We start from the raw sequence: 26,242 nt of genomic DNA, 5'->3' as shown, positions 1-26,242 counted from the left end.
CATGACTCATTCAAAAAAATTGAATAAGAGGAATTGCCAATCCTGACTGCACTCTGTGGTACAATCCGCGCAGTTTTGTTAATTAAAAGAATAGGTAAACGCTTTGACTCAGTCACAGCCAAATACAGAAACGAATAACTCAGCAAAAGCGAACAGTGCCGAATCTCTTAAGAAGGCACTGAAGCAATGTTTGCTGAAAGATCGCTTTCGATTAAGCAAGCGTATTTCGGGCGCAAGTAAAATCAAAAAAGATGCCGCTCGTCATGCCGTGTTTGATGAAATCGCTTTAGATATCGCGCAATCCATGATGGTTGTGCAGCAGCGAATCAACCAGAAAGTCACTATTGAATATCCAGAGCTTCTGCCCGTCAGCCAAAAGCGCGACGACATTGCAAAAGCGATTCAAGAGAACCAAGTGGTTATCGTTGCTGGTGAAACAGGTTCAGGTAAAACCACTCAGCTACCTAAAATCTGTGCCGAGCTTGGCAGAGGCAAATATGGTCTAATTGGCCATACTCAGCCGCGTCGTCTTGCTGCTCGTTCGGTCGCAACCCGTATTGCTGAAGAGATGGAAACCGAATTGGGTAACTTTGTCGGTTACAAAGTCCGATTCAACGACCAAATCTCCGATCAAACTCAAATTAAATTGATGACAGACGGTATTTTGCTGGCTGAAATTCAGCACGACCGTTTTCTCAACCAATATGACACCATCATTATCGATGAAGCGCACGAGCGCAGCTTAAATATCGACTTCATCCTCGGTTATTTGAAACAATTGTTGCCGCGTCGCCCTGATTTGAAAGTCATCATTACTTCGGCAACGATCGACCCTGAGCGTTTCTCAAATCACTTTAACAATGCACCTATCATTGAAGTCTCTGGACGTACCTATCCGGTGGATACTCGTTACCGTCCATTGTCGAGCGACGAAGATAGCGAACGTGACCAGCTTGAAGGCATTTTTGAAGCAGTAGAAGAGCTTTGCGATGAAGGCTTAGGCGATATTCTTATCTTTATGAACGGTGAGCGCGAAATTCGCGATACGGCGGATGCGCTGTCGAAACGTAACCTTCGTGATACTGAAATCGTTCCTTTGTATGCTCGCCTTTCAGCAGGTGAACAAAATAAGATTTTTCAACCTCATGCTGGCCGTCGAATTGTATTGGCGACCAACGTGGCGGAAACATCGCTTACCGTACCGGGTATTAAGTATGTGATTGATCCGGGTACGGCGCGTATCAGTCGTTACAGTTACCGAACTAAAGTTCAGCGTCTTCCTATTGAACCTATTTCTCAAGCGAGCGCCAACCAGCGTAAAGGTCGTTGTGGTCGTGTGGAAGAGGGGATCTGTATCCGTCTGTACTCCGAGGAAGATTTTAACTCGCGTCCGGAGTTCACCGATCCTGAAATTCTTCGTACCAACTTAGCGTCCGTTATTCTGCAAATGACCGCTCTTGGTCTGGGTGATATCGAAGCCTTCCCATTTGTGGAAGCGCCAGATAAACGCAACATTCTAGACGGTGTACGTTTGCTTGAAGAGCTTGGTGCGATTAAAGAAGAGTCGAAAAACAGCAGTAAGCAGCTTACAGAAGTGGGTCGAAAACTGGCTCGTTTGCCGATTGACCCTCGTTTGGCTCGTATGGTTATAGAAGCACCACGTATGGGTTGTTTAAAAGAAGTGATGATTATTGCTTCTGCGCTTTCTATACAAGATCCTCGTGAAAGGCCAAGTGATAAGCAGCAGTCCTCTGATGATAAACATCGCCGTTTCCATCATGAAGAGTCGGATTTTCTTACTTTCGTCAACTTGTGGGACTACATCAAGCAGCAGCAGAAAGCGTTAACAGGTAACCAGTTCCGTCGTCAGTGTAAGCAAGACTATCTGAACTATTTGCGTATTCGTGAATGGCAGGATGTCTATTTCCAATTGCATCAGTCAATGCGCGAAATGGATTATAAGCTCAATGACGAACCTGGCAGTTATGAAGGCGTTCATACCGCTATTTTGGTGGGGTTGTTATCGCACATCGGTATCAAAGATCCTGAGAAAAATGAGTATCAGGGTGCGCGAAATGCTCGCTTCAATATTTTCCCTGCCTCTGGATTGTTTAAGAAGCAACCTAAATGGGTGATGTCAGCGGAGTTAGTTGAAACGTCCAAGCTCTGGGCGCGTATCGTGGCGAAGATCCAGCCTGAATGGATTGAACCGCTGGCGAAACACTTAATCAAACGCAGCTACAGTGAACCGCATTGGTCAAAGAAACGTGCTGCGGTAATGGCGTACGAGAAGGTGATGATCTACGGCATTGCAATCGTACCTAAGCGCCTAGTGAACTACGGTACTATTGATCCGGTATTGAGCCGTGAAATCTTTATTCGCAGTGCGCTTGTTGAAGGTGAATGGGAGACCAAACACAGCTTCTTCAAACTCAATCGCTCGTTACTGCAAGAAGTGGAAGAGCTGGAGCATAAGTCACGTCGTCGTGACATCTTGGTCGATGATGAAGACTTGTTCCAATTCTATGACCAGCGTGTTGGTACAGAAGTGGTTTCTGGTCGTCATTTTGACACTTGGTGGAAAGCGACCAGCAAGACATCGCCAGAGCTGATGAACTTTGAAAAAGAGATGCTTTTCAAAGGCGATGCTAGTCATATTACAGATTTAGATTATCCGAACTTCTGGTATCAGAATGGACTGAAACTCAAGCTGAGCTATCAGTTTGAACCGGGAGTAGATAGTGACGGTGTCACAGTTCATATTCCTCTGCCGATCTTAAACCAAGTTGAACCACAAGGTTTTGAATGGCAGATACCGGGTTTGCGTCATGAACTGATCGTGAGTTTGATTAAGTCATTACCGAAAACCTTGCGTAAGAATTTCGTACCAGCACCTAACTATGCAGACGCATTCTTGGCACGGGTAAATGCGATGGAACTGCCTCTGCTTGACGCATTGGAAAAAGAGCTACGCCGTATGACAGGTGTAGAGGTGTTGAGAGATGATTGGAACTTATCGCAAGTTGCTGATCACTTGAAAGTCACCTTTAGAGCGGTAGACCACCGGAATCGCAAACTTAAAGAGAACAAAGATCTCTACGAGCTGAAAGAGAGTCTAAAAGAGAAAGTACAAGAAACCCTTTCTCAGGTTGCTGATGATGATATCGAACAATCGGGTTTGCATACTTGGTCTTTTGGTGAATTACCCAAAGTGTATCAACAGAAGCGTGGTGGTTTTGACGTTAAGGCTTATCCTGCGTTGGTCGACAAGAAGGACAGTGTCGAAATTAAGCTGTTTGAAACTGAGCAAGAACAAATCAGTGCGATGCGCGAAGGTCAACGCCGTTTGATTTTGCTGAACGTACCTTCACCGATTAAATATCTCCACTCCAACTTGCCGAATAAGTCTAAACTTGGATTGTATTTCAACCCGTTTGGTAAAGTGATGGACTTAATTGATGACTGCATTGCATGCGGTATTGATAAGTTACTTGAAGAACGTGGTGGATTAGCGTGGACACCAGAAGAGTTCGAGTCTCAGAAGGAGTTTGTTAGAGCCGAATTGGGTGACACAGTGGTTGATATTGCGAAGCAAGTTGAAGCGATTCTGACAATGGCATTCAATATCAATAAACGATTGAAAGGTAAAGTTGACTTCACGATGGCATTTGCATTATCCGATGTAAAAGCGCAAATCGAAGGCTTGATATTTAGGGGCTTTGCAACAGAGTGTGGCTGGAAGCGACTACCGGATATCTTGAGATATATGAAGGCAATCGAACGCCGCTTAGAGAAATTGCCGATCGATCCGAATAAAGATCGTCTGCATATGCTTAAAGTGGAATCGATTCGTAATGATTACAAAGAGCTACTAAACAAAGTACCGAAGGGAATGGCATTGCCGGAGAATATCAAAGAAGTTCGCTGGATGATTGAGGAACTTCGTGTAAGTTTCTTCGCGCAACAACTCGGGACGCCTTATCCTGTCTCGGATAAGCGGGTTAAGAACGCTATAGATGCTTGTTCGGTATAAGATTTGCATAGCTGAATGAAATCACTATAATTTGGCGCCACGTGGCAACGGAACGCCAAATTTGGGACTGTTGCCTCACGTTATTAAAGAAGGTTTATTATGAAAAAGACTCTATTAGCAATTGCTCTTATCGGAGCTTCAACAACAGCGTTCGCTGATTCATGGATTTACGGTGGTGCAACTGTTGGTCAGTCTGACTTTAAAGGCAAAACTGGTACTTCTTACAACGTACACGCTGGTACAGGTATTCTGCCATTTATCGGTGTAGAAGCGGGTTATACAAAGCACGGTGATTTCGATTTCGGCGCTGGCAATGACCAAACTGCTAGCTCAGTTTACTTCGCATTAAAACCAAGCATTGATTTTGGTCCACTACACGTTTACGCGAAAGGTGGCCTACATTCTTGGGACTTAGATCAAAACGGTACTAAGATCGATGATGGTGTTGATATCATGTACGGAGTAGGCGCTGAATACTTTATCATGGGTCCATTCTCTGTTGGTGCTAGCTACAACAGCTACACACTAGACAAAGAAGACATTAACTCATTCTCACTAAATGCGACTTTCCACTTCCTATAAGTCTGATAGTTTCTAAAAGTCTGATAGTGCACATATAAAAAAGCCAGCCTTTGAGGCTGGCTTTTTTACGTCTACTGTCTCGTGCTAAAAGTAACTTACAGGATTAACGCAATAGCACTCAGTATTTGTAACCCATATTTAACCAACTAATAATTAGCAAACCCCAGAGAATCTAGGTCAAATGCTTATAAACTTCTATGCTTGCGCTGTTGGACGAACAACAATATCACCCACATCAACATCATCTGGTTGATCAATAGCAAAGATAATTGCTCTTGCAATAGCATCAGGCGACATACCCATCATATCCATAGCGGCTTTGACTTTCTCTTTCATGACAGGATCTGTCATTGAATCCGTAAACTGTGTTTTCACAAAGCCAGGCGAAACTCCAGTCACTCTCAAGTTTTCTCCTGCCTCTATGCGCAACGCTTCATTAATCGTTCGAACGGCATTTTTTGTCCCAGCATACACTGCTTGGCCAGCCACAACCCTAAGTCCTGATGTAGAAATAACACTGACAAAATGACCTGTTTCTTGTTTTCTAAAAATAGGTAAGGCGGCCGCTATACCATAAAGATAGCCTTTAAGATTGATATCTATCATCGTCTCCCAATCCTCAACTCGCAATTCATCTATCGATGAGATTGGCCCAACCCCTGCGTTAGCAATTAACACATCAAGCCGACCAAACCTCGAACAGGCCAAATTAACCAAGCACTGCATATCCTCTCTATTGCTCACATCGGTTGACGCATAAATCACATCTGAAGAGTAAGCGAAAATTTCATTAACCAGTTTTTTAAGAGGCGCTTCTCTTCTTGCTCCTAATACCAACTTAGCACCTTGTTTCGCCAGCATAATGGCGGTTGCTCTACCGATACCACTGCTTGCCCCAGTGATAACTACAACTTTATTTTCAATGCTCATCAGATAGCCTCTCAACATATTTTACGGAAGTGATTGACTATATAGACGAGCAATAAATACCATATAGCGTATATATCCATTTATTCATCTAAATCATCCAAATTATGCTCGATATACTGACAGACATTTTTGCGGTCGTAGATTTGAAATCCGCTCGCTGCACTCGACTTGAAGCCGGTGGGGATTGGTCTTTTCGGCTACCTCAAAGAGATATTATAAAATTGGTCACGGTTTTATCTGGAGGCTGCTGGATGATTCAGGCCGATAAAGCGCCTGTTTGGATGTCGGTGGGTGATACCTTTTTGCTGTGCCATTCTCCATCCTACACACTTGCAAGCGACCCTATACTTCCTCCGTTGGAGTCGGCCAGTGTATTTGATTGGCAACATACCAATGTTGGACATTACAACGGTTCTGATACTGTATTGCTTGCAGCTAGTTTCGAATTAGATAAAGCGAATGCAGATCTCTTGATTGACGCTTTACCTCATTTTTTCTTAATCCCTACAAGCCAGACAACGGCTCGGACCTTGAAAAGAACAATCGAAATTCTTGACCAAGAACTACAAACGTCGGAGTTTGGTTTCGATTTAATGCGTCAATATTTAGCCGAAATATTGCTTATACAATTTCTGAGGGCTTATTCATCACATCATTCGAGTAAAGACAATCAAGTTGGCTGGCTTGGCGCGTTGGGAGATTCTAAAATAGCCGCTACATTACACTTAATGCATAACCAAATAGATCGTAAATGGACGGTCGAAAGTCTTGCTCAAGAAGTAGGGATGTCGCGATCAGCATTTTCAGAACACTTTAAAACCTGTGTTGGTATTCCACCACTTCAATATTTAATTAGGTGGCGTATGCAAGTTGCTCGTAAAAAACTTATCAAAGGTGAAAGAGTAGCAACCGTTGCCGAAGCAGTAGGGTACGCATCAGAAAGTGCTTTCGGGTATGCCTTTAAAAAAGTCTTTGGCCATTCACCCACGGGGAAAGTTAAAAATAATAACTCCTTTTAAACAAAAGGGAGGGAACAAATTCCCTCCCTAAATCCCGATGAAACTACAGATACCTCCCTTCTAGGTGTTTTCTAAAATACGTGGCATTCAATGTTTCACCAGTGGCCTGTCTTACTAATTCGTCAGTCGTAAATAAGCTGCCTTTGCTCCAGATGTTATCTGATAGCCAAGTGAAAATAGGGGTTAAATCACCTGATTTAATCACGCTACCTACATCCACAGTTTTCTTCATTGCAGCCATAAATTGTGCGGCATACATTGCGCCTAATGTGTAGCTAGGAAAGTACCCAAAGCTTCCATCTGTCCAATGGATATCTTGCATGCAGCCATTTTTGTAATTGTCTTTTGTGCTTAGACCTATGTAGGACTGCATTTTTGCATCCCAAAGTTCTGGCACATCGGTGTGTTTTATCTTGCCATTCATTAAGTCGCGCTCAATCTCGTAGCGTAAAATGACATGGCTAGGATAGGTGAGTTCATCAGCATCGACGCGAATAAAATCTCTTTTCACTCGGGTGTAGAGTTTTTTCATGTTCTCTACTTCAAGAACCTTTTTATCACTGTCTTTAAAATGGGTAGCTGCTAAGCCAGCGAGGTGGTGAATAAAGTTTTCATTTCGACCAATCTGCATTTCAAAAAACAGCGACTGAGATTCGTGGATGCCCATAGAACGGGCTTCGCCAACAGGATTTCCTGCTAGTGATTTCGGTAGTCCTTGCTCATATCGAGCGTGACCGGTTTCGTGCACTATCCCCATAAGCGACTGAACAAATTCTTCTTCGCTGTAGCGGGTTGTAATACGTACGTCACTTGGTACACCACCACAGAATGGGTGTACACTTTCATCGAGTCTGCCGTGGTTGAAGTCAAACTGAAGTAACTTCATAACATCTAAACCGAGCGCCTTCTGTTTCTCTGTTGCATAGTGACCATTAGGCATAATGATCTGTTCAGATTTCTGCTTTTCTATTGCCGCATCAATTAAGGCTGGCAGCCAGCTTTTGACATCATCAAATACCACGTCGAGTGATTGTGTCGTTGTGCCTGGTTCATAAATATCCAGCATCGCATCGTAGGGTGTCAGGCCCGTTGCAGCAGCTCTGATTGCGGCTTCTTCTTGAGACAACTTAACAACTTCTGCCCAGTTCTTTTCAAAGCCTACCCAGTCGTTTTCTTTACGTTGAGTACGCCACGCGTGTTCACATTTAGATCCAGCAAGAGATTTAGCCTGAACTAAGCTTTCTGGAAGTACATTCGCTTGCTGCCATTGGCGTTTCATTTCTCTTAATGTAGATAGCTGTTGATGATTAAGAGATTCAGAAGCGGCAGACGCAAACCACTCTTCAAGTTGTGGTTTAGTCATCAGGCTATGAATATGAACTGAGAGTTCAGCCATTGCTTCAGATCGAGCCTGAGCTCCACCGTTTGGCATCATTGAAGCCTGATCCCAACCACAAATAGCTGATAGGTGGCTGAAGTGAGAAATGGTTTTAAAATGTTGTACTAAGGTGTTGAATGCACTCATAGAAAGTGTACCTTTATCCTTAAAGAAATTTTAAGAAAGTGTACCAAGGGAAAATCTAATCACCAAATTAAGTTGTTGTATGCTTATTGCTTCCTAAGCAGAAAGTTACTTATTTTTAGGCAGGATATCGCTTTATATCTCAAGAGAAGGGCAAGCACAGGACTTGATTACGTCTGGCGCATGCACTTCAGATTCCATTTGTGATTTGATGACTGGCGTAAACCTGTTGAAGCGTAAGCTCAAAGTTGAAACAAAAAAGTCGCCTTACTGGGCGACTTTTTTATCCGTATAGATTCAATCAATGCCTAGGCTTTACGCAGGCCAATACGTTGACCAAACACGTTGATCAGTGCGCCAGTTACGATGAGTGCGCCTCCTACATAAGTCCACATAGCCGGAATTTCGTCGAAATACACTAGCCCGATAATGATTGAAATGACGATCTGAACGTAAGAGAACGCAGAAGCTTTACCCGCTTCTTGTGTTTTCATTGCTTTGGTCAAGCCATATTGACCAATCTGAGTAAATACGCCGATCATAATCAACATAAAGGTTAAATGAAGATCAGGCCATACGAAATCATTCCATACCAACAGAAATGAAATGGGAGTAGCGATCATTGGGAAGTATAGGATGATGACCGAACTGTCTTCCGTTTGGCTCAGCTTACGTACAATGACATAAGCGATAGAACTACCAAAAGCGCCAATGAGGGCAACGATCACGCTGAATGCAGGAAGGTTGACTTCAGTTGAACCGTTTAGCTCTGGTAGAAGAATGCAATATAAACCCAATATACACAGCACTATACATATCAAGGTTGCCGGTTGAATGCGTTCTTTCAGAAAGAACACGGCTAATAATGCGGTGAAAATAGGGTGGGTGTATTGAAGAATGGTTGCTTCCGCTAAGGGTAGTGAGGTCACTGAGTAGTAGACACAGATCAGTGAAAAAGTACCTACAGCACCTCTAAGAAACAATAAAGGACGATTATTGCCCCAAACTGAAATGCGTTTACGCTTTACATCAGCGTAACTAATGACAAAAGAGACCAATGCCCTTGCCGCAACGATTTCAAATACAGGAATGCCATATTTGTGCACAGCTTTTACGCTGGCCGTCATCAAGGAAAAGCCTAGAGCAGAAAGAAACATAAAACGGACGCCAACGGGGATCGTCAGTAACGGGTTGGTTTGCATAATAAAAGGAGACTTAGTTAAAAGCAGAATTAGGACGATACTTTATCGTTACACGTAAGCGTTGTCGCGTATTTTCTGTAGTGTTATTCATTCTCATTAGCACGGTGGAACACTAAACGGTAAAAATGTTTCTCAAAACGGGTTTATTGGTTATTGTATTTAAACCTTTAAGGACGACTTCTGACGAAAAGAAGCCTTTTTCCTTTAAGGGGTAACCAAACAGAGCCTGTGACATTAACTGGCAATTCACTAACTATATAAACCGTTGTCGTAGTAATGTCTTATGGCAACAAATTGAAGTCCGATTCCCCTGAAATGGTTGAAACGGCTAAGGATATTTATGAATGCAAACTATCTGGATTAAGAATCCTCTCGCGATTTATACAGGGAATACCAACGATGCTCGTGGTGGAGTAGTAATTCGCGGAAACAAAATTGTTGAACTGGTTGCTTTAAACGATTCACCTTCAATTTCTTATGATCATACCGTTGATGCTTCGCGTCATGTTGTCACCCCTGGGCTCATTAATGCTCATCATCATTTCTATCAAACATTAACTCGCGCTTATCCAACCGCTCTGAATAAAGAGTTGTTTCATTGGCTGAAAAGCCTTTATCCCGTATGGGCAAATTTAGACGATGAAATGCACAGTGTCTCAACAGAATTAGCGCTGGTGGAATTGATGCGTTCAGGATGCACAACAGCATCAGACCACCATTATTTGCTTCCTGCAGGACTTGAACATGCTATTGATATACAGGTTCAGACTGCTCAACAATTGGGAGTTCGGACAATCTTCACTCGCGGTTCAATGAGTTTAGGTGAAGACGAAGGCGGCCTGCCACCAAGGCAGACAATACAAAAAGAGCAGGCCATCATTGATGATAGCGAACGATTAATTCGCAAATATCACCAAACTGAAGATGGTGCGATGACGCAAATTGCGTTAGCGCCGTGTTCTCCTTTTTCTGTAACGACCGACCTAATGAAGGAAACCGCTCGTATCGCAAAACGCGACGGTGTGATGACGCATACTCACTTGTGTGAAACCATAGATGAAGAAAACTTTTGCATTCAAAGTTTCGGATTAAGGCCAGTGGATTACTTAGAAGATGTGGGTTGGCTCAATGACAGAACTTGGCTTGCGCACGGGATCCATTTCAACTCAGAAGAAATCCTCAGACTTGGTAAAGCTGGGATAGGGATTTCACACTGTCCAACTTCCAACATGATGCTCGCTTCAGGAATGTGTAAGAACTTAGAACTGGAAGCTGCTGGAGTGAAAGTCGGGCTGGGTGTTGATGGGTCTGCTTCTAACGATGGCTCAAATATGATTGCTGAAGTTCGTATGGCGATGTATTTACAACGTCTTCAGTACGGTTCAGCTAAAGTGACACATTTTGATGCATTGCGTTGGGCGACGAAGGGTTCAGCAGCGGCTATGGGGCGTAATGATATTGGAGAGTTGGAGATTGGTTTAGAGGCCGACATTGCCATGTTCAAACTCGACGATATTCGTTTCTCAGGTAGTCATGATCCGTTAGCAGCACTTTTACTATGTGGCGCTCAGCAAGCGGATAAAGTGATGGTCGCAGGACAATGGCGAGTGTTGGATGGTGAAGTTGTAGGGGTTGATATGCCTCGTCTTCTTGAGCGACATGCAGCCGCCGCTAAACGCTTAGCACAGCTCGCTAAATAATTATTCTTTTATGTAAAGTCATAGAGACAGTATGAGGTCTTTGTTGTATAACGAAGATCTCATAATTCATCAGGGATTGATAATGTACATCCAAAATTTCGAAGCTTTTCTTATTGCCATTACCATTCTGACTCTTACTCCTGGATTGGATACCGCGCTGGTTATCCGTAACACTTCTCGTGCGGGTTTCGTGGATGGTTGTACTACTAGCTTAGGGATTTGTACGGGACTGTTTGTTCACGCTACCTTTTCGGCAATCGGTATTTCGGCGATTTTGGCTCAGTCTGCGGAGCTGTTTCATTTTGTGAAAATGATTGGTGCGGCTTATTTGATTTGGCTGGGGTTATCTAGTTTGAGAGCGCTAATGGCTTCTGGACAAGGGCTTAATGTTGCAGTCGCAACTCATTCAGAATTGAACTTGAAACGTTCACTGCGCGAAGGGTTTTTATCTAACGTACTCAATCCGAAAACGGCGGTATTTTACTTGGCATTTTTGCCACAGTTTATTAATCCTGAGCATTCTCCTTTGCTTCAATCTTTATTGATGGCGGCGATTCATTTTGTGATTGCGATGATTTGGCAATGCGGTTTGGCGGCAGCGTTAAGCTCAGCGAAGAACTTACTTAAAAATGCGTCTTTTATGCGCTGGATGGAAGGTACGACAGGTGTAGTGTTGGTGACTTTAGGGATTAAATTGTTATTTGAAAAAGAAACGGTTTAGCTCAAGTTGATTGGTAAAAAAATAGCGCCAAGAAGGCGCTATTTTTTTTACCGGTAAGAAGCGATTGATTAAGCGACGGCTTTTGAGTAGTCAACTTGTGCTGCGAAGTAACGTTTCGTCTCTTCAATCACAACGTGACGAAGGGCTATCAGGCCGATAAGGTTTGGAATTGCCATCAGACCATTCACGATATCCGCCAAAATCCAGATCATATCCAAATGTAAGAAAGCGCCTGATGCTACTAGAGCAATGAAGATTAGCTTATATGGCAGAACGGCTTTGGTTCCTAATAGGTACACAACACAACGCTCACCATAATAGTTCCAGCCTAAGATGGTGGTAAACGCGAAGAACATTAAGCCGATAGACACAAGCATTGGACCTAGGGTGTTCGCATTTAAACCAACTGCAAATGCATGAGTGGTCATCGCTGCACCAGCCAATTCTGTTTGCCATGCGCCAGTAAGAATCAACGCTAAGCCCGTCATTGTACAGATGATAATGGTGTCGAAGAACGTACCAGTCATGGAGATCAAACCTTGGCGTACACAAGAGTCTGTCTTTGCTGCGGCGGCGGCCATTGGAGCACTACCAAGACCAGATTCATTTGAGAATACACCACGAGCGATACCTGACTGGATAGCCAGCATAATGCTTGCACCAAGGAAACCACCTGTTGCTGCTGTTGACGTGAAAGCAGAGACCAGAACCAGTTCAATCGCGTTCAGCAGTTGATCGGAATTGGTGATAATCACGCTCAGGCAAGCAACAACGTAGAATACCGCCATTGTCGGTACCACTTTACCCGCCACTTTTGCAATGGACTGGATACCACCAATAGTGACGAACGCCACAAGCAGTGTCAGTACAACGGCAGTAACTTCTCGTGATACGCCAAATGAAATCTGTGTTGCATCTAAAATCGCGTTTACTTGAGGAAAAGTCCCGATACCAAAGCAGGCGACGCCCAGAGCAAACACTGCAAACAAAATGGCTAGAGCTTTAGAGCCAACACCGTATTGCAAGTAATACATTGGTCCACCGACCATTTGACCATTTGCATCGGTTTTACGATATTTCACAGCAAGTAGACATTCGGCGTATTTAGTCGCCATACCAAATACCGCAGCCAGCCACATCCAAAACAGTGCACCAGGGCCACCAACTTTGATAGCGGTTGCTACGCCAACGATATTACCCGTGCCTATTGTTGCCGAAAGGGCAGTACACAATGCAGCAAAGCTGGATACATCACCTTCTTTGTTTGAGTTTTTGTCTTTGGAAAAGACCATTTTTAACGCAGTTGGTAGATGGCGAAACTGAAGTAAGCCTAAACGAAATGTGAAATAGATACCTGTACCAACAAGTAATATCAGAAGTGGTGGACCCCAAATAAAATTGTCGATTGATTGTAGTAGTGATTGAAGGTTTGTCATGAATTCCCCTTAAAAAAATAACACATAAGGAGAAGAGAGAAAGGGTATAAAAATATAAATAGATCCGCCACGTAAGAAGCAACGAATACAATAGTGCCTTTCACTCCTCTGTCCTTTTGCCTGAGAGTTTCACCCTGCTAAACGCAGAACTTGCTCCTTCGGCGACCGATTTAACGGTTCTCTCCAGAGGTTCCTCCAACTACAGTCCTCGCTTATTCCAAATACGGAATAAAGCACCTGAAAGATTCACTTCTTCGGCGGGTAACACTAATCTAACAATTTATTATTAGATTAATAACCTCTCTCCTGCAGTCTTCATTGGAACAATTATCCATGTGAATGGATAATTTGCGTTGGCGATATTAGCGAAATCAAAATGTGATGTCACGCACTAGATCAATTTAATGTAACATTGTGGTTCAAGTTACGGATTTATATACTTTCCCATGACTTTATGGGCAATAATACGTGATATAAGCTAGTCAACAAATTGGAGGAATCCATGAACAGATTAATTGCTATCGCTGTACTGGTGGTGCTGGCTTTTCTGTTAATCCGTTACGGTACAAACGCAAAATTTCAGAAGTGGATTGTCACAACCTTAGTTTCTGTGTTTGTCATCTACGTTGTGACAGTTGTTATTGCTGAATTGATCCGCTGATGTTTGTATACCTAAGTGACTTCAAGATGCAGAATTCAGATCTTCGTCAAAGCGTTCAGGTCAAGCTAAATAACGGTAGGAATGGCATTTCCTTTCAACGTTATTTAGCGCAGGAATGGACTCGTTGATGAGCTCCCTAAGGGCGAGTTTTATTCGCTCTTATACTGCGTTACTGATTAATAACTATGGATTCAAATCAGTGCTTTGCTTAAGAGCGAATAAATTCTCGCTGAACCAGCATTTTGAGGTTACTTAGGTATATTGGGAGTAAAAAATGAATCAAACAGATTTAGATGATGATCATGATGATGTTGTCGTCATCGAGCAGCGTGATAAAAAGGGTGTTGTTTACATAGCTGTAGCCGCCGTATTGGGCTTGGCACTCGGAGGGCTGATTGGCTCTTCAGTAACGGCGTCTAAGTGGGAAAAGACATACCAAGTTCTTGAAACTCAATATAAGAAGAACCAAGAAACCAAAACAGAACAAGCAGAGACAGAAGAGAAGAATAAGGTCAATGCTAAAGAAGAATTTGATAAGCAGCTAGCAGCGGCGATGGAAGAGCAAGAACAGAAACATCAACAAAAAATTGCCAGCATTGAATCTCAGCTGACTGAGCTGGAAAAAGTGAATATGTCTCTGGAAGCACAAATTGCAGAACAAAAAGCGCAGTTGGATAAAACCGAACAACAAAATGCCAGATTAAATCGCCAGTCAGACATGCAAACAACTATGCTAGAGCGCTCTCGCGAGTTATTCCAGCAAGAACTGAAAATTAAGCAAGAAGTTGAAGCGTTACAGAAAGAGCGTGACGAATTGGTTCCAAAGCTAAAAACATTGAAAAAAGAGTGTGATGTTTATCTAGAAGGAAAGTCGTGGGATGCGACCTCAGATTCATGTGATAAACAGGATGCTGCGAGTTCGAGAATTAGCCAAATCGATCAAATGCTAAGAATACATCAGATGGACTTAGAGCAAATCAAAGCTCTTTCAGAAGAGATCGGGCTTTAAATTCGAATAGAAAAATGGGCAAATAAAAAACCAGCCAAGTGGCTGGTTTTTTCATCAACTTATTGTGGACAACGAATGATTAGTCGCGGAAGTTGTTGTATTGGAATGGTTGTTCCAATTCAGAACCACGTAGGAAAGCGATCACCGCTTGTAAATCATCACGTTTTTTACCAGTAACGCGTACTTTGTCGCCTTGGATGGAAGCTTGAACTTTTAACTTCTCATCTTTAATAATCTTAACGACTTTCTTCGCTAAATCGGTCTCAATACCTTGTTTGAAAACCACTTCTTTAGACCAAGTTTTACCTGACGGTACTGATTTTTTCGATTCCATAGAACGCGGATCAACACCACGCTTCGCGAGATTGTTACGCAGAATGTCCATCATCTGAGTGATTTGGAAATCGTCAGGAGCAGTCAGTTTCACTGTTTCATTTTTCAGTTCAAAACTGGCTTCAACGTTACGAAAGTCAAAGCGAGTCGCAAGATCACGAACGGCATTATCTACAGAGTTGCGTAGTTCTACAGTATCGACTTCAGAAACAATATCAAAAGAAGGCATGTTAAGTTTCCTTATTGTTGTTTAGAGCGGCGTACTTTGATTGACTCAGCCAGCATTGCCAGCATGGTCTTGGTATCTTCCCAACCTAAACAAGGGTCAGTGATAGATTGGCCGTAGGTTAGATTGTCAAGGTCAACCATAGACTGGTTTCCTTCTTCAATAAAACTTTCTGCCATGATACCCGCTATTTTATGACTACCGGACTCGATTTGCTCACAAATGTTTTGAGCAACGTCTAGCTGCTTACGATGTTGCTTTTCACAGTTCGCATGGCTGAAATCAACCACAAGACGTTCCGGTAAATTAAATTGGGCTAGTTGTTTACACGCATCATCAATGGATGCAGCGTCAAAGTTTGGTCCAGATTCGCCACCACGTAGGATAACGTGACCAAATGGGTTACCCGAAGTGCGATAAACCGTCATACGACCATTTTTATCAGGCGAATAAAAGTAGTGTTGCGCATGAGAGGCTCGAATCGCATCAATGGCGATTTTTATGTTGCCATTTGTACCGTTTTTGAAACCAACAGGACATGACAGGGCTGAGGCCATTTCTCGGTGAATTTGAGATTCTGTCGTACGTGCACCAATTGCTCCCCAAGTAATCAAATCAGAGATGTATTGACCCGTGATCATATCTAGAAACTCAGTAGCCGTTGCAAGACCGAGCTTATTAACATCTAGCAGAAGTTTACGCGCTTTGTTTAGACCAGTTTCTAATGCGTAAGAGCCATCTAAATTAGGATCGGTAATTAAACCTTTCCAACCCACAACGGTACGTGGTTTTTCAAAGTAAGTTCTCATAACAATGAACAATTCATTGCTATATTGTTCTTGAATTGCACTTAAACGCTGACCGTAATCCAAAGCTGCTTCTGTATCATGTACAGAGCAAGGGCCTACGATGACCAAAAGGCGGTCGTCTTCGCCAGTAATAATCTTTTCGATTTGTCTGCGAGAATGAGCAATTCGTTGTGCAACGTCTTCCGTAATTGGATGTGCTTGGCTAAGTTCTGCCGGAGTTGGCATTGGTCCCAACGCTTGGGTTCTTAGTTCATCTGTTTTGGTTGGCATAGGAGAATAGCCTGTCCTTTTATTGCGAAGCGCTAAAGATAGCGAATTTGGCTGTCAGAATAAACAGTTGCGAGCATTTGACGCTCATAAAAAATGCAAAGTGAAAATATATTCAGTTTTTCGCCATAACTATTGAATATGTACTTGTTTTTCTCTCTTTGACTCGGTATTTTCGAGCTAACAACAAAACGGTAATTGGAGCAGTAATGAGTTTTGAACAACAAGGAATCATCCATCAAGAATTGGTCTTGGGAAACACCCTGCCAAGTGCGGAGCCACAGCAAAGTAGCCATGCCTTATTTATATCGCTGTCTGAATTGATTGCAGAGAGTGTGTTCTACCATCCTGCATTGGCTGCGGGTGGAGTAGAGTTGCTTCCTGAGTTAGAGCAAAACTCATTGAAATCTCTACTAAACGGGCAATCTATTGAAGAACATTTTGTTTCTGTCCTTATGGAGCGTATTACGCAGTCTATCAGTGCTGAGCATACCTCGATTCGAATTTGTTTAAGTTCATCAGACAGCTATGCGTTTAAAGCACTGATTGGTGGAAGTATAGAAGAAGATGAAGTTAACCCAGTAATGGGTGTACGTGGTGTATCTCGATTTGCTTCTAGCAATTACTCACCGGCGTTTGCTCTAGAGTGCAAGGTGATCAAAGCACTGAAAGAAAAAGGGCATAATGTAGAGATCGTTGTACCGTTTGTCAGAGCATTGAGCGATGCGGCAACCATTATTGATCGTTTGGCTGAGCAAGGGTTACCACGCGGTTTGAATGGTCTGAAAGTGCTGTACGTTTGTAGTGTACCTTCGGCGGCATTGGTTGCAGAAAAGCTACTGCAATACTTCGATGGCGTTGTCATCGATTGGGACGACTTGACGCAGATGACCTTAGCAGTGGACAAATATAATGACGCGATTAGCTATTTATATAACCCAGAAAGCGAAGCGGTAAGTCAATTAGCAAACCTTGCGGTAACTGCTGCAAACTTGGCTAAAAAGCCAGTAGTGGTTGTTACTCGTGGTTTAGAAAACTATCCGAAGCTGCAGGAACATTTGTTAGAAAATATTCAGCCAGAGTCTATTTTTAACTTTTAACTCGCTGTTCTTGATTAAGAATTAAGAGATTGGTGAGAGCATCACTGATCTCTTAATTTTGTTATCGAAATGTTGACACTTCTCTTAGCATCCCTTTAACTGACCGCATAAATATAAAACAACATACCTTAAAAGGTCAGTATCATGCTCTCTACACTTACTAAAGCTAATTGGTATCTCAAGTCGTTTGGATTTTTTAAAGTTCCTTTGATTTGGGCATGCCGTCCTCAAATTTTATCTCTCAATGATAAATCGATAGAAATCCGAATTCCTTTAAAACGACGCAACAAAAACCACCTAAACAGTATGTACTTTGGTGTTCTTGCTGTAGGCGCTGATGTGGCTGGTGGTTTTATGGCAATGGATAAAGCAGGGCAACGCGGCGAAAAGGTGTCACTGGCTTTTAAAGCTGTCAAAGGGGAGTTTTTTAAGCGCCCAGAAGCGGATGTGCACTTTCGTTGTAATGATGGTGAGTTAATAGATGCAATGTTAGACGAAACCATAGCAACCGGTGAGCGAATTAATAAAGACGTAAAAATTGTCGCCACTTGCCCATCGTTGCATGGCGATGAGCCAATGGCGGAGTTTTTGTTAACCTTGTCGCTCAAGCGCATTAATAAACGCGGATAGCCTGATTCAACGAGCAACTCCCGAATTACTGTTGAACTTCGGTTTTCTCTATATCGACAATTTTGCTTCGATTGAGTACCACTTTCCAACGATAGTAACGAGGGGATTGTTGATGTCCGTCTTCTTTAACGATTAAGTTGATTAAGTGACGTTTTTCAACCGATTCTCGGCTTACCTGACCATTGTTAAGCCGATAAATTCGGTTGGAACCTTTATCCATCAAGCGGGTTAGGGCTCGGAGATCGATTAGCATGACATCTCGAGTTTCTTCATAGCCACTCATAAAACGTGACGTTGTCATTTCTGTTTCTGAGCGGTAGTGAAGGATTTGTTCTTCCCGTTGAACCACTCGTTTTTTACGTATGATTTTGATGCGATCGGCCAAAGCCGATAGGGGCTTATAGTCGAGCCATTCGACTTTTTGACCAACTTGTTTGCCTGTTGTTGGGTCGAAATAGCGTCGACGCCATTTAGGTTTTCCCTTACGAATCCAACGCCACATCATGTCTTTCAAATCGTCTTTGAATATTTCGCGCAGTGCGTAGATGAAAGACATAGCAATAATGAACGATGCGGTGATTTCTCCCCAATAATCTCTTGCCAGAATCGCAGTGATGGTGACAAACACCATCACTAAGCCTGTGGCTAAACCTTTGACCGCGCGTCGCATGTTTTTCCCTAAAGAGGTCACTTTCTCAGTAAGAATGATGGGATGTTCAATCAGGCGACGTAGTAAACGCATTTTGTTACTCAAGCGAGTAATGTCTTGATCCGCTTTTACTGAGTTGTAGTTGTTCAAAGTACGGTGCGCTTGCTCTTTTTCAACCAGAGTAATCAGGCGTTCTTTAATAGTTTTGTATTCCTTATCACGAGTCAGTTGAGACACCATGGATAAGAATTTCTGCTCGGTATACCAAGAAAGGTAGTTATCGATATTCGCGTAGTAACGCTTCAAACTTTCTTCGTAGGGAATGCTTCGACGTAGTCGTTTGAGTATGTCCAAAGAGAGTTCAATCACGGTATCAACTTCATCCTCAGTGACGCTGTCACTTGAAAGGTTGAGTTGGTTCACGGCTTTGTCTAAAGCGATAACATATTGATAAGCAAACAAACTTAAACTTACACGATATTGTGTCGCTGAGAGTCTGCCACGTTGAGCAAGTCGGCTGTGTACCAGTGGAAGAAGGATTTTGTCACTGTAGTAGGCGCGCTTTTGATGGATGGAGCTATAAAAAAATTCAGACTCAGTCATCACGTCAGAGGAGAGTCCTAGCTCGCCCGGGACAAAGATATACATGTCTAAGTCCAGTTTTTTGCTCTCTGACATCTCAGTGGTGATTTTTAACGTAACCGCATCTTGTTTATCTACCGTGATCAACAATAACTCCTAACTATCTTCGAAAAAAATAACGAAATTTTCTCTGATGAACAGGCGAAAGCATAACAGAGATAACGTATAATCTCTGCAAATTTGAGGTGAGACAGTAATTAATGATTAACGTTGGCAAAATTAACAGTCTAGAAGTGGTAAAAATCGCTGAGTTTGGCGTGTTTTTAGATGCGGGCGAATATGGCACAACTATGTTGCCAAAACGCATGGCTCCTGAGGGTGTAGAACTCGGACACTATGTTGACGTATTTTTGTATTTCGATTCAGACAACCAATTGGCCGCTACAACTGAAAAACCAGTAGCGCAAGTGGGGGAATGGGGCGTAATGACGATTGAAAGTGTTAACAGCACTGGTGCGTTTGCAAGCTGGGGTATCAAAAATAAAGATTTATTGCTTCCATTTAGCGAGCAACGTACACGCTTTAAACCGGGTCAAAGCGTGCTGGTTTATGTTTACACAGATAAAGCGTCTGGTCGTATCGTTGGCACCACTAAGTTCAATAAATGGTTGGATAAAACCCCTGCCAATTACACCAAGAATCAGCAGGTTGATTTGATTATCGCTGAACGTTCAGACTTGGGCTTCAAAGCGATAGTGAATGGTGAGCATTGGGGAATGATTTTCCCTTCAGACGTTTTCGGCAAGTTATTCATCGGTAAAAAACTAAAAGGCTTCATCAAGAACATTCGCCCTGATGGCAAAATTGATCTTTCTCTACAGAAGATTGGTGTTGAGAAGATGGATGACTTGAGTGAAAAAATTTTAGAGACATTGGCGAAGAAAGGTGGCTCTCTGCCATTAAGTGATAAATCAACGCCTGAAGCTATCTTTGCTGAGTTCCGTACCAGTAAAGGGACGTTTAAGAAGTCTATCGGTACTTTGTACAAACAAGGCAAAATTGTTATCGAGAAAGATGGCATTCGCTTGGCTTAATTACCAAGGCTCAAAGCTTTTGTTTGTTCTTATCAAATAGCGTTTTTCCCCAAGAATAAAAAAAGGCCCGAAATGCTCTGCATTTTTGGGCCTAGGGGAATGGCTCCGAAGAGCCTGCGCTAATTCCTACTTACAGATAAGTGTAGTACAGGCTCCTCGTTTAGCGAGGGTACGCTAGAATTTCATACTATAGTTTGCTTTTTAGAATAGGTTTTTGTCTCTAACTAGCTCTCTTGGTAAACCATTTTTCACTCTGTTTCCAACCCATTTTCCTAATCCAATCACATCGTTACCGAAACGGACGATGACTTCACCTTGGCCACTTAGTCCTTGAGGTCGTACATCACGTCCCATATACCATTCTCTGGCATCTTCAATCGAGAGTTCAACACAACAAGCTTCATCGCCAGTTGCAAGAGTGGTTGCGACTTGGTGTTGCCAGCGATAGCCTTTCTTGTGTGTTTCGGCGATCTTAATTCCCATACGTGAGAAACGTAGCTCACCCAGCATAGGTTCTAATGCATTAGGGAATAGCCACACATCGTTGTCACGAAGCCAAACGGAACTGTTTTCTGGTAGCGAAATACCTAAGCTCTTTTGCAGCTCTTGATTCACATCATTGGAAACTTTTGAATTGGCTTTCTCAAACGGAAATTTGCCTAAACGTTTTTTTACTGCTGGCGTTTCGACACTGGCATGCTTGCGGATTCTGGCTACGAAGAAGCCTTCGCAGTCATAAACTTGCGGGAATATGTGCAGAAAACCTTCTTCCGTCAATGCTTTATTGGCTTCAGGGAATAGGGAAGCCAAAGACTCGAAACTGACGGCATCGTCGAATGTCTGTTTAAGATGCTGGCACACGTCTTGGTTTTCTTCGCGGCTTAATGTACAGGTTGAATAAACAAGCACACCACCGACTTTAAGGGCCTGAAAGGCACTTTCGATCAACTCTTTTTGTGTATCCGCAATACTATGAATGGATTCTTTGCTCCAGTTCTTCAACGAATCAGGGTCTTTACGAATGGTTCCCTCGCCTGAACATGGCGCGTCTAACAGTACGGCGTCAAATTGCTCAGGTAACCAACCACCAAACACTCTTCCATCAAAGTTGGTCAGTGCAGTGTTACGAATGCCACAGCGCTCTATGTTGGCATGCAGTACTTTCACACGGCTGGCGGAGAATTCATTGGCCACCAAAATACCATTGTTTTGCATTAAGGCTGCAATCTGCGTTGTTTTCGAGCCCGGTGCTGCCGCAGTGTCTAGCACTGACAGATAATGGCTGTCTGCACCTGTAAACAGTGCGGATACTGGCATCATAGAGCTGGCTTCTTGGATATAGAACAAGCCTGCCATATGTTCAGCAGTATTCCCCAAAGGTACTTCACTTTCGTCGGCATCAATCCAGAAACCAGTCTCGCACCAAGGGACTGGTTCTAAAGCCCAGCCTTTATCTTCGGCGCGTTTTTTGAATTCCTCTACTGAGACTTTCAACGTGTTTACGCGAACACTTTTGCGCAACGGTCTTTGGCATGCTGCAATGAAATCTTCCATGTTTAACTCAGGTGGAAGAATCTCGGCCATTGAAGATAGGAACAGCTCAGGGAAGGAAATATTAGGATGCAAAACGTAATCTCGGCTAGCTAGGGGATAGAGTAGGTTGTAGGCGGCAGATTATAGCGGCATCACAGTTTTATTTGAAGTCGCGGTTTTGTTGCTGGGTTAAGCGTTGTTAGGCAGAGAAAAGAAATAAGCGTGTTTCCACGCTTATTTCTTTCTACTTTGAGGTGTAGGTTCGGTTGCGAACTAGTTTGGTTGAGGGATCGGCGTGCGCCATTGTTTCCAACCTTCTTCAGCTCGCGGGTACAAATAGAAAGATTGTCCGGCTTTAGCCGCAGGCATGAGTTGCTTTTGTTCTGGTGTTGAGAAAGTAATCCCGCCGCGAACAATACTGTCGAACGTGCCTGCTTTGATGTCTGCACCAGATAAGCCAATCGAAACATCAACACCAGAAACATTCCAGAACACACTGTTTTGACGGATCAGATAACTGTATTCCGGTTCAATTTCAATGGTTGAAATCACGCGGTCAGCGAGATTTCCTAATTGAACTCGTGTAACGCGACCTACGTCCATTCCTCTGAACAACACAGGAGTGCCAACGGATACTGAGCCTTTGCTTTCACTTTGCAAAGTGAACGAAATGCTGGTTTTCTTATATGGTAGTTCTGACAATGGGAATGAATAAGTGGGCTCGCCATTTCCCGGTTTAACTTCAATAGACTTACTGAGCAAGTTTTCTATGTTTTCAATGCCGCGAGTCAAGCTGACTTTGGCTTCAGCAATCCAAAATACCGATCCTTTTGTTGCGATATTTTTACTGAATTCAGGTTTAATGCGTGCGGCAATGGAAATTTTATTTGCAGTGAAACTTGGCGTAACGCTGACCACTTCACCTACAGACACACCTTGGTATTTGATGTTTGTGCCAACAGGAATAGCAACATCTCCAGATGCGGTCAGAGTGATGGTTTTTCCGTATTTTTGTGCTTGTTGATAGCTTGGATACAGTACCCATTTACTATCGACTTTGTTCTCGACGCCACTAATATTGTCAAACGCGATTCCCCCTTGAATTAATGTTTGCAGAGGTGCGGCTTTGACGCTGATACCGGCCAGTGAAGCATCAATTTCTACGCCTGAACGATTCCAAAATACGGTTTGACTCGTAATAAGGTGCTTGTATTGATTTTCAATTTTTATTTTGATTTCAACCCCTTTAGGCGTCAGGGTGTAGCCTGCGACATTGCCTACACGCAGGTTACGATAGAGAAGTGGGCTTCCCGCACTGACTGGCGGAAGCTCATCCGCCATTAAGGTTAATGTTTGTGTACCAGATTGATTGTATTTCGCCAATTCAGCCAACGATTGGCTCTGGTAGAGACGGTATTGTGACTGAATTTGCTTTCGGCCTTCACTGACAAAGCTAATTGAACCGGTCAGTAGCTGTTTCGCAGGAGGAATAGAAACGTTTAATCCTGACTCTGTCAGCTCTGCAGTTGCAGTACCGGTGACATAGAAGCGGCTGTTAGAGCCAATAAATGGCACATATTCTTCATCAATCAGCGCATCAAACTCTACATTGTCAGGTTTAAGGGCGACTTTTGTAACGCTACCGACGGCAACACCGCGGTACAAAATATCGGTACCCGCACTAAGGCCAAATGAGCTGTCGGCGATAAGTTTTAATGCGACGGATTTCGTTTGAGTACGGTTAAACTCTTGTTTACGAACTGCCACGAAATGACGAGAGCGATCACCTTCGCCGGGAATCAGTGTTAGGTAATTGCCCTTAATTAGATTGCCTAGGTTTTCAACGCCTGTCAGCGCTATTTTTGCTTCTTCAAGAATGAAGTTACTGCCACTGTTCAGCATATCGCTAAAGGCGGGTTGAATAGCAGCGGATGCAATGATCTCTTTACGTTCTTCGTCCAATTGTAAGTTGGTGATTTGACCGATTTCCAACCCTCGGTACATGATTGGCGCACCAGAGAGGCTGATATTGTTATCGTCAGGTAGAACAATCTTAATTGCGACACCACGTCCGGCCGTTCTGAGATCTGGATAGAGTTTAAATTGAGCATTTTGCGCCGCGGGTTCTCCCTCGTCAGGAGAGTCAACAGCAATGGCTCCACCCAGTAAAGCGGAGACGCTTTCCATACGAATATCAACGCCACCTAGACCTAGGTTTGCGCCAATACCACTTACGTTCCAAAAGCGGCTTTCTGTCGTTATGACATTGCGATATTGCTCTTGAATCGATGCGTCGATAATCACGGATTGGTTATCGTCGGCCAATTGATAGTTGTATACCTCACCGATAGGAATTTTCTTGTAGACGATTTGCGAACCGACAGAAATTCCACCCAAATCACGTGCTTTTAGAGTGATGGTTAACCCTTGATTGGCGAGCAAGTCTGAAGGCGCTGAATCAAGTGCTCGATAGCTTTGAGGGTGGTCGTCTGCATCGTAATCATTGTCTTCAACAATCTCATCACCCGGATCAATGGCTATGTAGTTCCCCGAGACCAAAGCATCTAAGCCGGAAATACCAGACAAACTGGCGGTGGGCTTGACTAACCAAAAACGGGTCTTCTCAGAAAGCAGTCTTTTCGCATCTGGATAAATGTCGGTGTCGACGTAAATACTGTCTAAGTTAGGCGACAACTTGATGTCTCTAACCATACCGACTTCTAAACCTTGATAACGAACAGGCGTTCTCCCAGCGACCAGACCTTGAGCATTGGAGAAGTATATTTGAATGCGTTCACCGGCATCATGGATAGATTTCATTATTAACCAACCAGCCAATACAACTGTGAGGATAGGCAAAATCCACAAAGGGGATATCCCTCTGTTCTTTTTGACATCTGGCTTGTAGGACGTTTGCTGAGCAATATTTTTATTCATCAACTGACTCTTGTTTATTGTTATCGTCGCGGTAATTATCCCAAATGAGTCTTGGGTCTAGGCTCTCTGCTGCTAACAGCGTCAGTACTACAACCATTCCAAAAGCAATGGCTCCGTATCCGGGAGTAAAGTCGAGCAACTGCCCACGGTCAACTACCGCTAACATTATGGAAATAACGAACAGATCCATGACAGACCATTTTCCTATCCATTTGATTACAAAGTATATGACCATTCTTTGGCGGAAAAAGACGCTTCGCTTAAATTTTATTGCAAGTAATAGATAAGTTAAGCCAAGTATTTTGGCGACAGGGACCACAATACTTGCCACAAAGATGATGACTGCTATTCCAACCATGCCGCTGTTAATCAGTGAAGCAACACCGGAAAATATGGTGTCTTCAAGTCTTTGTCCGTTGGTAAGCAAGATTGAAATCGGTAGAAAATTCGCCGGAAAAATTGAAACCGTTGCAGCTAATAAGTAAGCCCAGGTTCTTTCAATAGAATTGGGTTTTCTGTGGTAGAGCTTCTGATGGCAGCGTATGCAGTTTGAACTCTCCGGCTGTGAAAGATGGCAGTTGTGGCAGTGCACATGTTTCACTTCCAGTGGGTATTCAGTTTCTGGTCGCCATGCTTCCCAATAACGTCTCACACTGATACGACTGATCAGCAGCACCGTAGATATTTGCAGCAGTATTAACCCATATAGCCCAGGGCCAACGAAAACATCTGAAATATCAATCAGTTTGAAACATGAAACGGCAATGCTCACCAGAAAGACATCGATCATCACCCAAGGTTTGAGTTTAGAGATCAGTAGTAGCGAATAGCGCATCAGCGGAAAATTATTGTATCTCAACGCAACGTGTGCGCTCAAAACGCAACAGCAGAGTATAAATGGCGCTAGCGAAGCACAGAAAAACACGAGTATCGCTAAGCCAACATATCCTTCGTTATAAAGTGCTTCTACGCCTGACGGAAGCGTTGCGGGAATCATAACGCCTATCAAACGAATACGAATGAAATCGAAAAAATGAGAGGGTATGAATAGCAAAAGGCAGGTGATAGCCAGAGCCAGGTTACCGGAAAGGGAAGGTTGCCCACCACGGTAAAGTTGCGTACCACATCGAGGGCAATACGCACTTTTCCCTTTCTCTACGCTAATGACGTCAACGGGCAGCTCACACCCTTGGCAAAGGCGTATTCCCGAAGGAGTGGATAGATGTCTTTCTATCGCTCTCACTTTCATCAAATACTCCTCGAACCT

The 26,242-nt window shown here is 43.3% G+C and carries 20 protein-coding genes and 1 riboswitch; of the genes, 10 read left to right on the top strand and 10 right to left on the bottom strand.

Going from position 1 to position 26,242, the window contains the following annotated elements:
- Window positions 1-103: 103 nt before the first annotated feature.
- Window positions 104-4,033 (top strand): ATP-dependent RNA helicase HrpA, encoded by a 3,930-nt coding sequence (gene hrpA, locus HUO09_RS09580; RefSeq protein WP_188233830.1) that lies wholly within the window; start codon window positions 104-106, stop codon window positions 4,031-4,033.
- Window positions 4,034-4,132: 99 nt separating this feature from the next.
- Window positions 4,133-4,615, top strand: a complete 483-nt coding sequence (locus HUO09_RS09575; protein ID WP_167411852.1) for a porin — start codon at window positions 4,133-4,135, stop codon at window positions 4,613-4,615.
- Window positions 4,616-4,810: 195 nt separating this feature from the next.
- On the opposite strand, the gene HUO09_RS09570 is transcribed toward HUO09_RS09575, so the two are convergent.
- Complete coding sequence (locus HUO09_RS09570) at window positions 4,811-5,545, bottom strand: SDR family oxidoreductase (RefSeq protein ID WP_223159379.1); 735 nt, start codon at window positions 5,543-5,545, stop codon at window positions 4,811-4,813.
- A gap of 104 nt (window positions 5,546-5,649) precedes the next feature.
- On the opposite strand from HUO09_RS09570, the gene HUO09_RS09565 reads away from it, so the two are divergent.
- Entirely contained in the window at window positions 5,650-6,564 is a 915-nt protein-coding gene (locus tag HUO09_RS09565) for an AraC family transcriptional regulator (protein WP_188233829.1), read from the top strand.
- Between the two features lie 43 nt (window positions 6,565-6,607).
- Here the strand turns inward: HUO09_RS09565 and HUO09_RS09560 are convergent, their stop codons facing one another.
- Entirely contained in the window at window positions 6,608-8,089 is a 1,482-nt protein-coding gene (locus tag HUO09_RS09560; RefSeq protein WP_188233828.1) for a carboxypeptidase M32, read from the bottom strand.
- 305 nt (window positions 8,090-8,394) lie between these two features.
- Complete coding sequence (locus tag HUO09_RS09555) at window positions 8,395-9,288, bottom strand: DMT family transporter (protein ID WP_167411849.1); 894 nt, start codon at window positions 9,286-9,288, stop codon at window positions 8,395-8,397.
- A 344-nt stretch (window positions 9,289-9,632) separates the two neighbouring features.
- Here HUO09_RS09555 and HUO09_RS09550 point away from each other — a divergent pair, with 344 nt between their 5' ends.
- Both HUO09_RS09550 and HUO09_RS09545 read left to right on the top strand, forming a co-directional pair.
- Window positions 9,633-10,988 carry an 8-oxoguanine deaminase gene (locus HUO09_RS09550; RefSeq protein ID WP_188233827.1) on the top strand — a complete coding sequence of 452 codons (1,356 nt, stop codon included), beginning with the start codon at window positions 9,633-9,635 and terminating at the stop codon, window positions 10,986-10,988.
- Between the two features lie 82 nt (window positions 10,989-11,070).
- On the top strand, window positions 11,071-11,709 hold the full coding sequence (locus HUO09_RS09545; RefSeq protein ID WP_188233826.1) for a LysE family translocator: 639 nt from the start codon (window positions 11,071-11,073) through the stop codon (window positions 11,707-11,709).
- Window positions 11,710-11,777: 68 nt separating this feature from the next.
- On the opposite strand, the gene HUO09_RS09540 is transcribed toward HUO09_RS09545, so the two are convergent.
- On the bottom strand, window positions 11,778-13,145 hold the full coding sequence (locus HUO09_RS09540) for a sodium:alanine symporter family protein (RefSeq protein WP_188233825.1): 1,368 nt from the start codon (window positions 13,143-13,145) through the stop codon (window positions 11,778-11,780).
- A gap of 98 nt (window positions 13,146-13,243) precedes the next feature.
- Window positions 13,244-13,342: riboswitch (glycine riboswitch) on the bottom strand.
- Window positions 13,343-13,647: 305 nt separating this feature from the next.
- Here HUO09_RS09540 and HUO09_RS09535 point away from each other — a divergent pair.
- Both HUO09_RS09535 and HUO09_RS09530 read left to right on the top strand, forming a co-directional pair.
- Window positions 13,648-13,806, top strand: a complete 159-nt coding sequence (locus tag HUO09_RS09535) for a hypothetical protein (RefSeq protein WP_167411845.1) — start codon at window positions 13,648-13,650, stop codon at window positions 13,804-13,806.
- 274 nt (window positions 13,807-14,080) lie between these two features.
- On the top strand, window positions 14,081-14,815 hold the full coding sequence (locus HUO09_RS09530; RefSeq protein ID WP_188233824.1) for a chromosome partitioning protein ParA: 735 nt from the start codon (window positions 14,081-14,083) through the stop codon (window positions 14,813-14,815).
- A 79-nt stretch (window positions 14,816-14,894) separates the two neighbouring features.
- Here the strand turns inward: HUO09_RS09530 and HUO09_RS09525 are convergent, their stop codons facing one another.
- On the bottom strand, window positions 14,895-15,377 hold the full coding sequence (locus HUO09_RS09525; RefSeq protein ID WP_188233823.1) for a YajQ family cyclic di-GMP-binding protein: 483 nt from the start codon (window positions 15,375-15,377) through the stop codon (window positions 14,895-14,897).
- An 11-nt stretch (window positions 15,378-15,388) separates the two neighbouring features.
- Complete coding sequence (locus HUO09_RS09520; protein WP_167411842.1) at window positions 15,389-16,453, bottom strand: 3-deoxy-7-phosphoheptulonate synthase; 1,065 nt, start codon at window positions 16,451-16,453, stop codon at window positions 15,389-15,391.
- A gap of 206 nt (window positions 16,454-16,659) precedes the next feature.
- Between HUO09_RS09520 and HUO09_RS09515 the strand changes: the two genes are divergently transcribed.
- Window positions 16,660-17,550: a putative PEP-binding protein gene (locus tag HUO09_RS09515; protein WP_167411841.1), complete on the top strand. Its 891-nt coding sequence runs from the start codon at window positions 16,660-16,662 to the stop codon at window positions 17,548-17,550.
- A 144-nt stretch (window positions 17,551-17,694) separates the two neighbouring features.
- On the top strand, window positions 17,695-18,180 hold the full coding sequence (locus HUO09_RS09510; RefSeq protein ID WP_188233822.1) for a PaaI family thioesterase: 486 nt from the start codon (window positions 17,695-17,697) through the stop codon (window positions 18,178-18,180).
- Between the two features lie 25 nt (window positions 18,181-18,205).
- On the opposite strand, the gene HUO09_RS09505 is transcribed toward HUO09_RS09510, so the two are convergent.
- Entirely contained in the window at window positions 18,206-19,558 is a 1,353-nt protein-coding gene (locus HUO09_RS09505) for a hypothetical protein (RefSeq protein WP_167411839.1), read from the bottom strand.
- A gap of 113 nt (window positions 19,559-19,671) precedes the next feature.
- On the opposite strand from HUO09_RS09505, the gene HUO09_RS09500 reads away from it, so the two are divergent.
- Window positions 19,672-20,505: a S1 RNA-binding domain-containing protein gene (locus HUO09_RS09500; protein WP_167411838.1), complete on the top strand. Its 834-nt coding sequence runs from the start codon at window positions 19,672-19,674 to the stop codon at window positions 20,503-20,505.
- Between the two features lie 201 nt (window positions 20,506-20,706).
- Here HUO09_RS09500 and rsmF read toward each other — a convergent pair whose 3' ends face one another.
- The 3 genes from rsmF to HUO09_RS09485 form a co-directional block, all read right to left on the bottom strand.
- Window positions 20,707-22,131: a 16S rRNA (cytosine(1407)-C(5))-methyltransferase RsmF gene (gene rsmF / locus HUO09_RS09495; protein ID WP_188233821.1), complete on the bottom strand. Its 1,425-nt coding sequence runs from the start codon at window positions 22,129-22,131 to the stop codon at window positions 20,707-20,709.
- A gap of 180 nt (window positions 22,132-22,311) precedes the next feature.
- Window positions 22,312-24,975 (bottom strand): MlaD family protein, encoded by a 2,664-nt coding sequence (locus tag HUO09_RS09490; protein ID WP_188233820.1) that lies wholly within the window; start codon window positions 24,973-24,975, stop codon window positions 22,312-22,314.
- Entirely contained in the window at window positions 24,968-26,224 is a 1,257-nt protein-coding gene (locus tag HUO09_RS09485) for a paraquat-inducible protein A (protein WP_167411835.1), read from the bottom strand. Before HUO09_RS09485 ends, HUO09_RS09490 begins: the two co-directional genes overlap by 8 nt.
- Between the last annotated feature and the right edge of the window lie 18 nt (window positions 26,225-26,242).

This window comes from Vibrio sp. Y2-5, assembly GCF_014596725.1.
Classification (GTDB): Bacteria; Pseudomonadota; Gammaproteobacteria; order Enterobacterales; family Vibrionaceae; genus Vibrio.
Note: the sequence above shows the minus strand (reverse complement) of the source record. Positions and strands in the feature narration are given on the sequence as shown.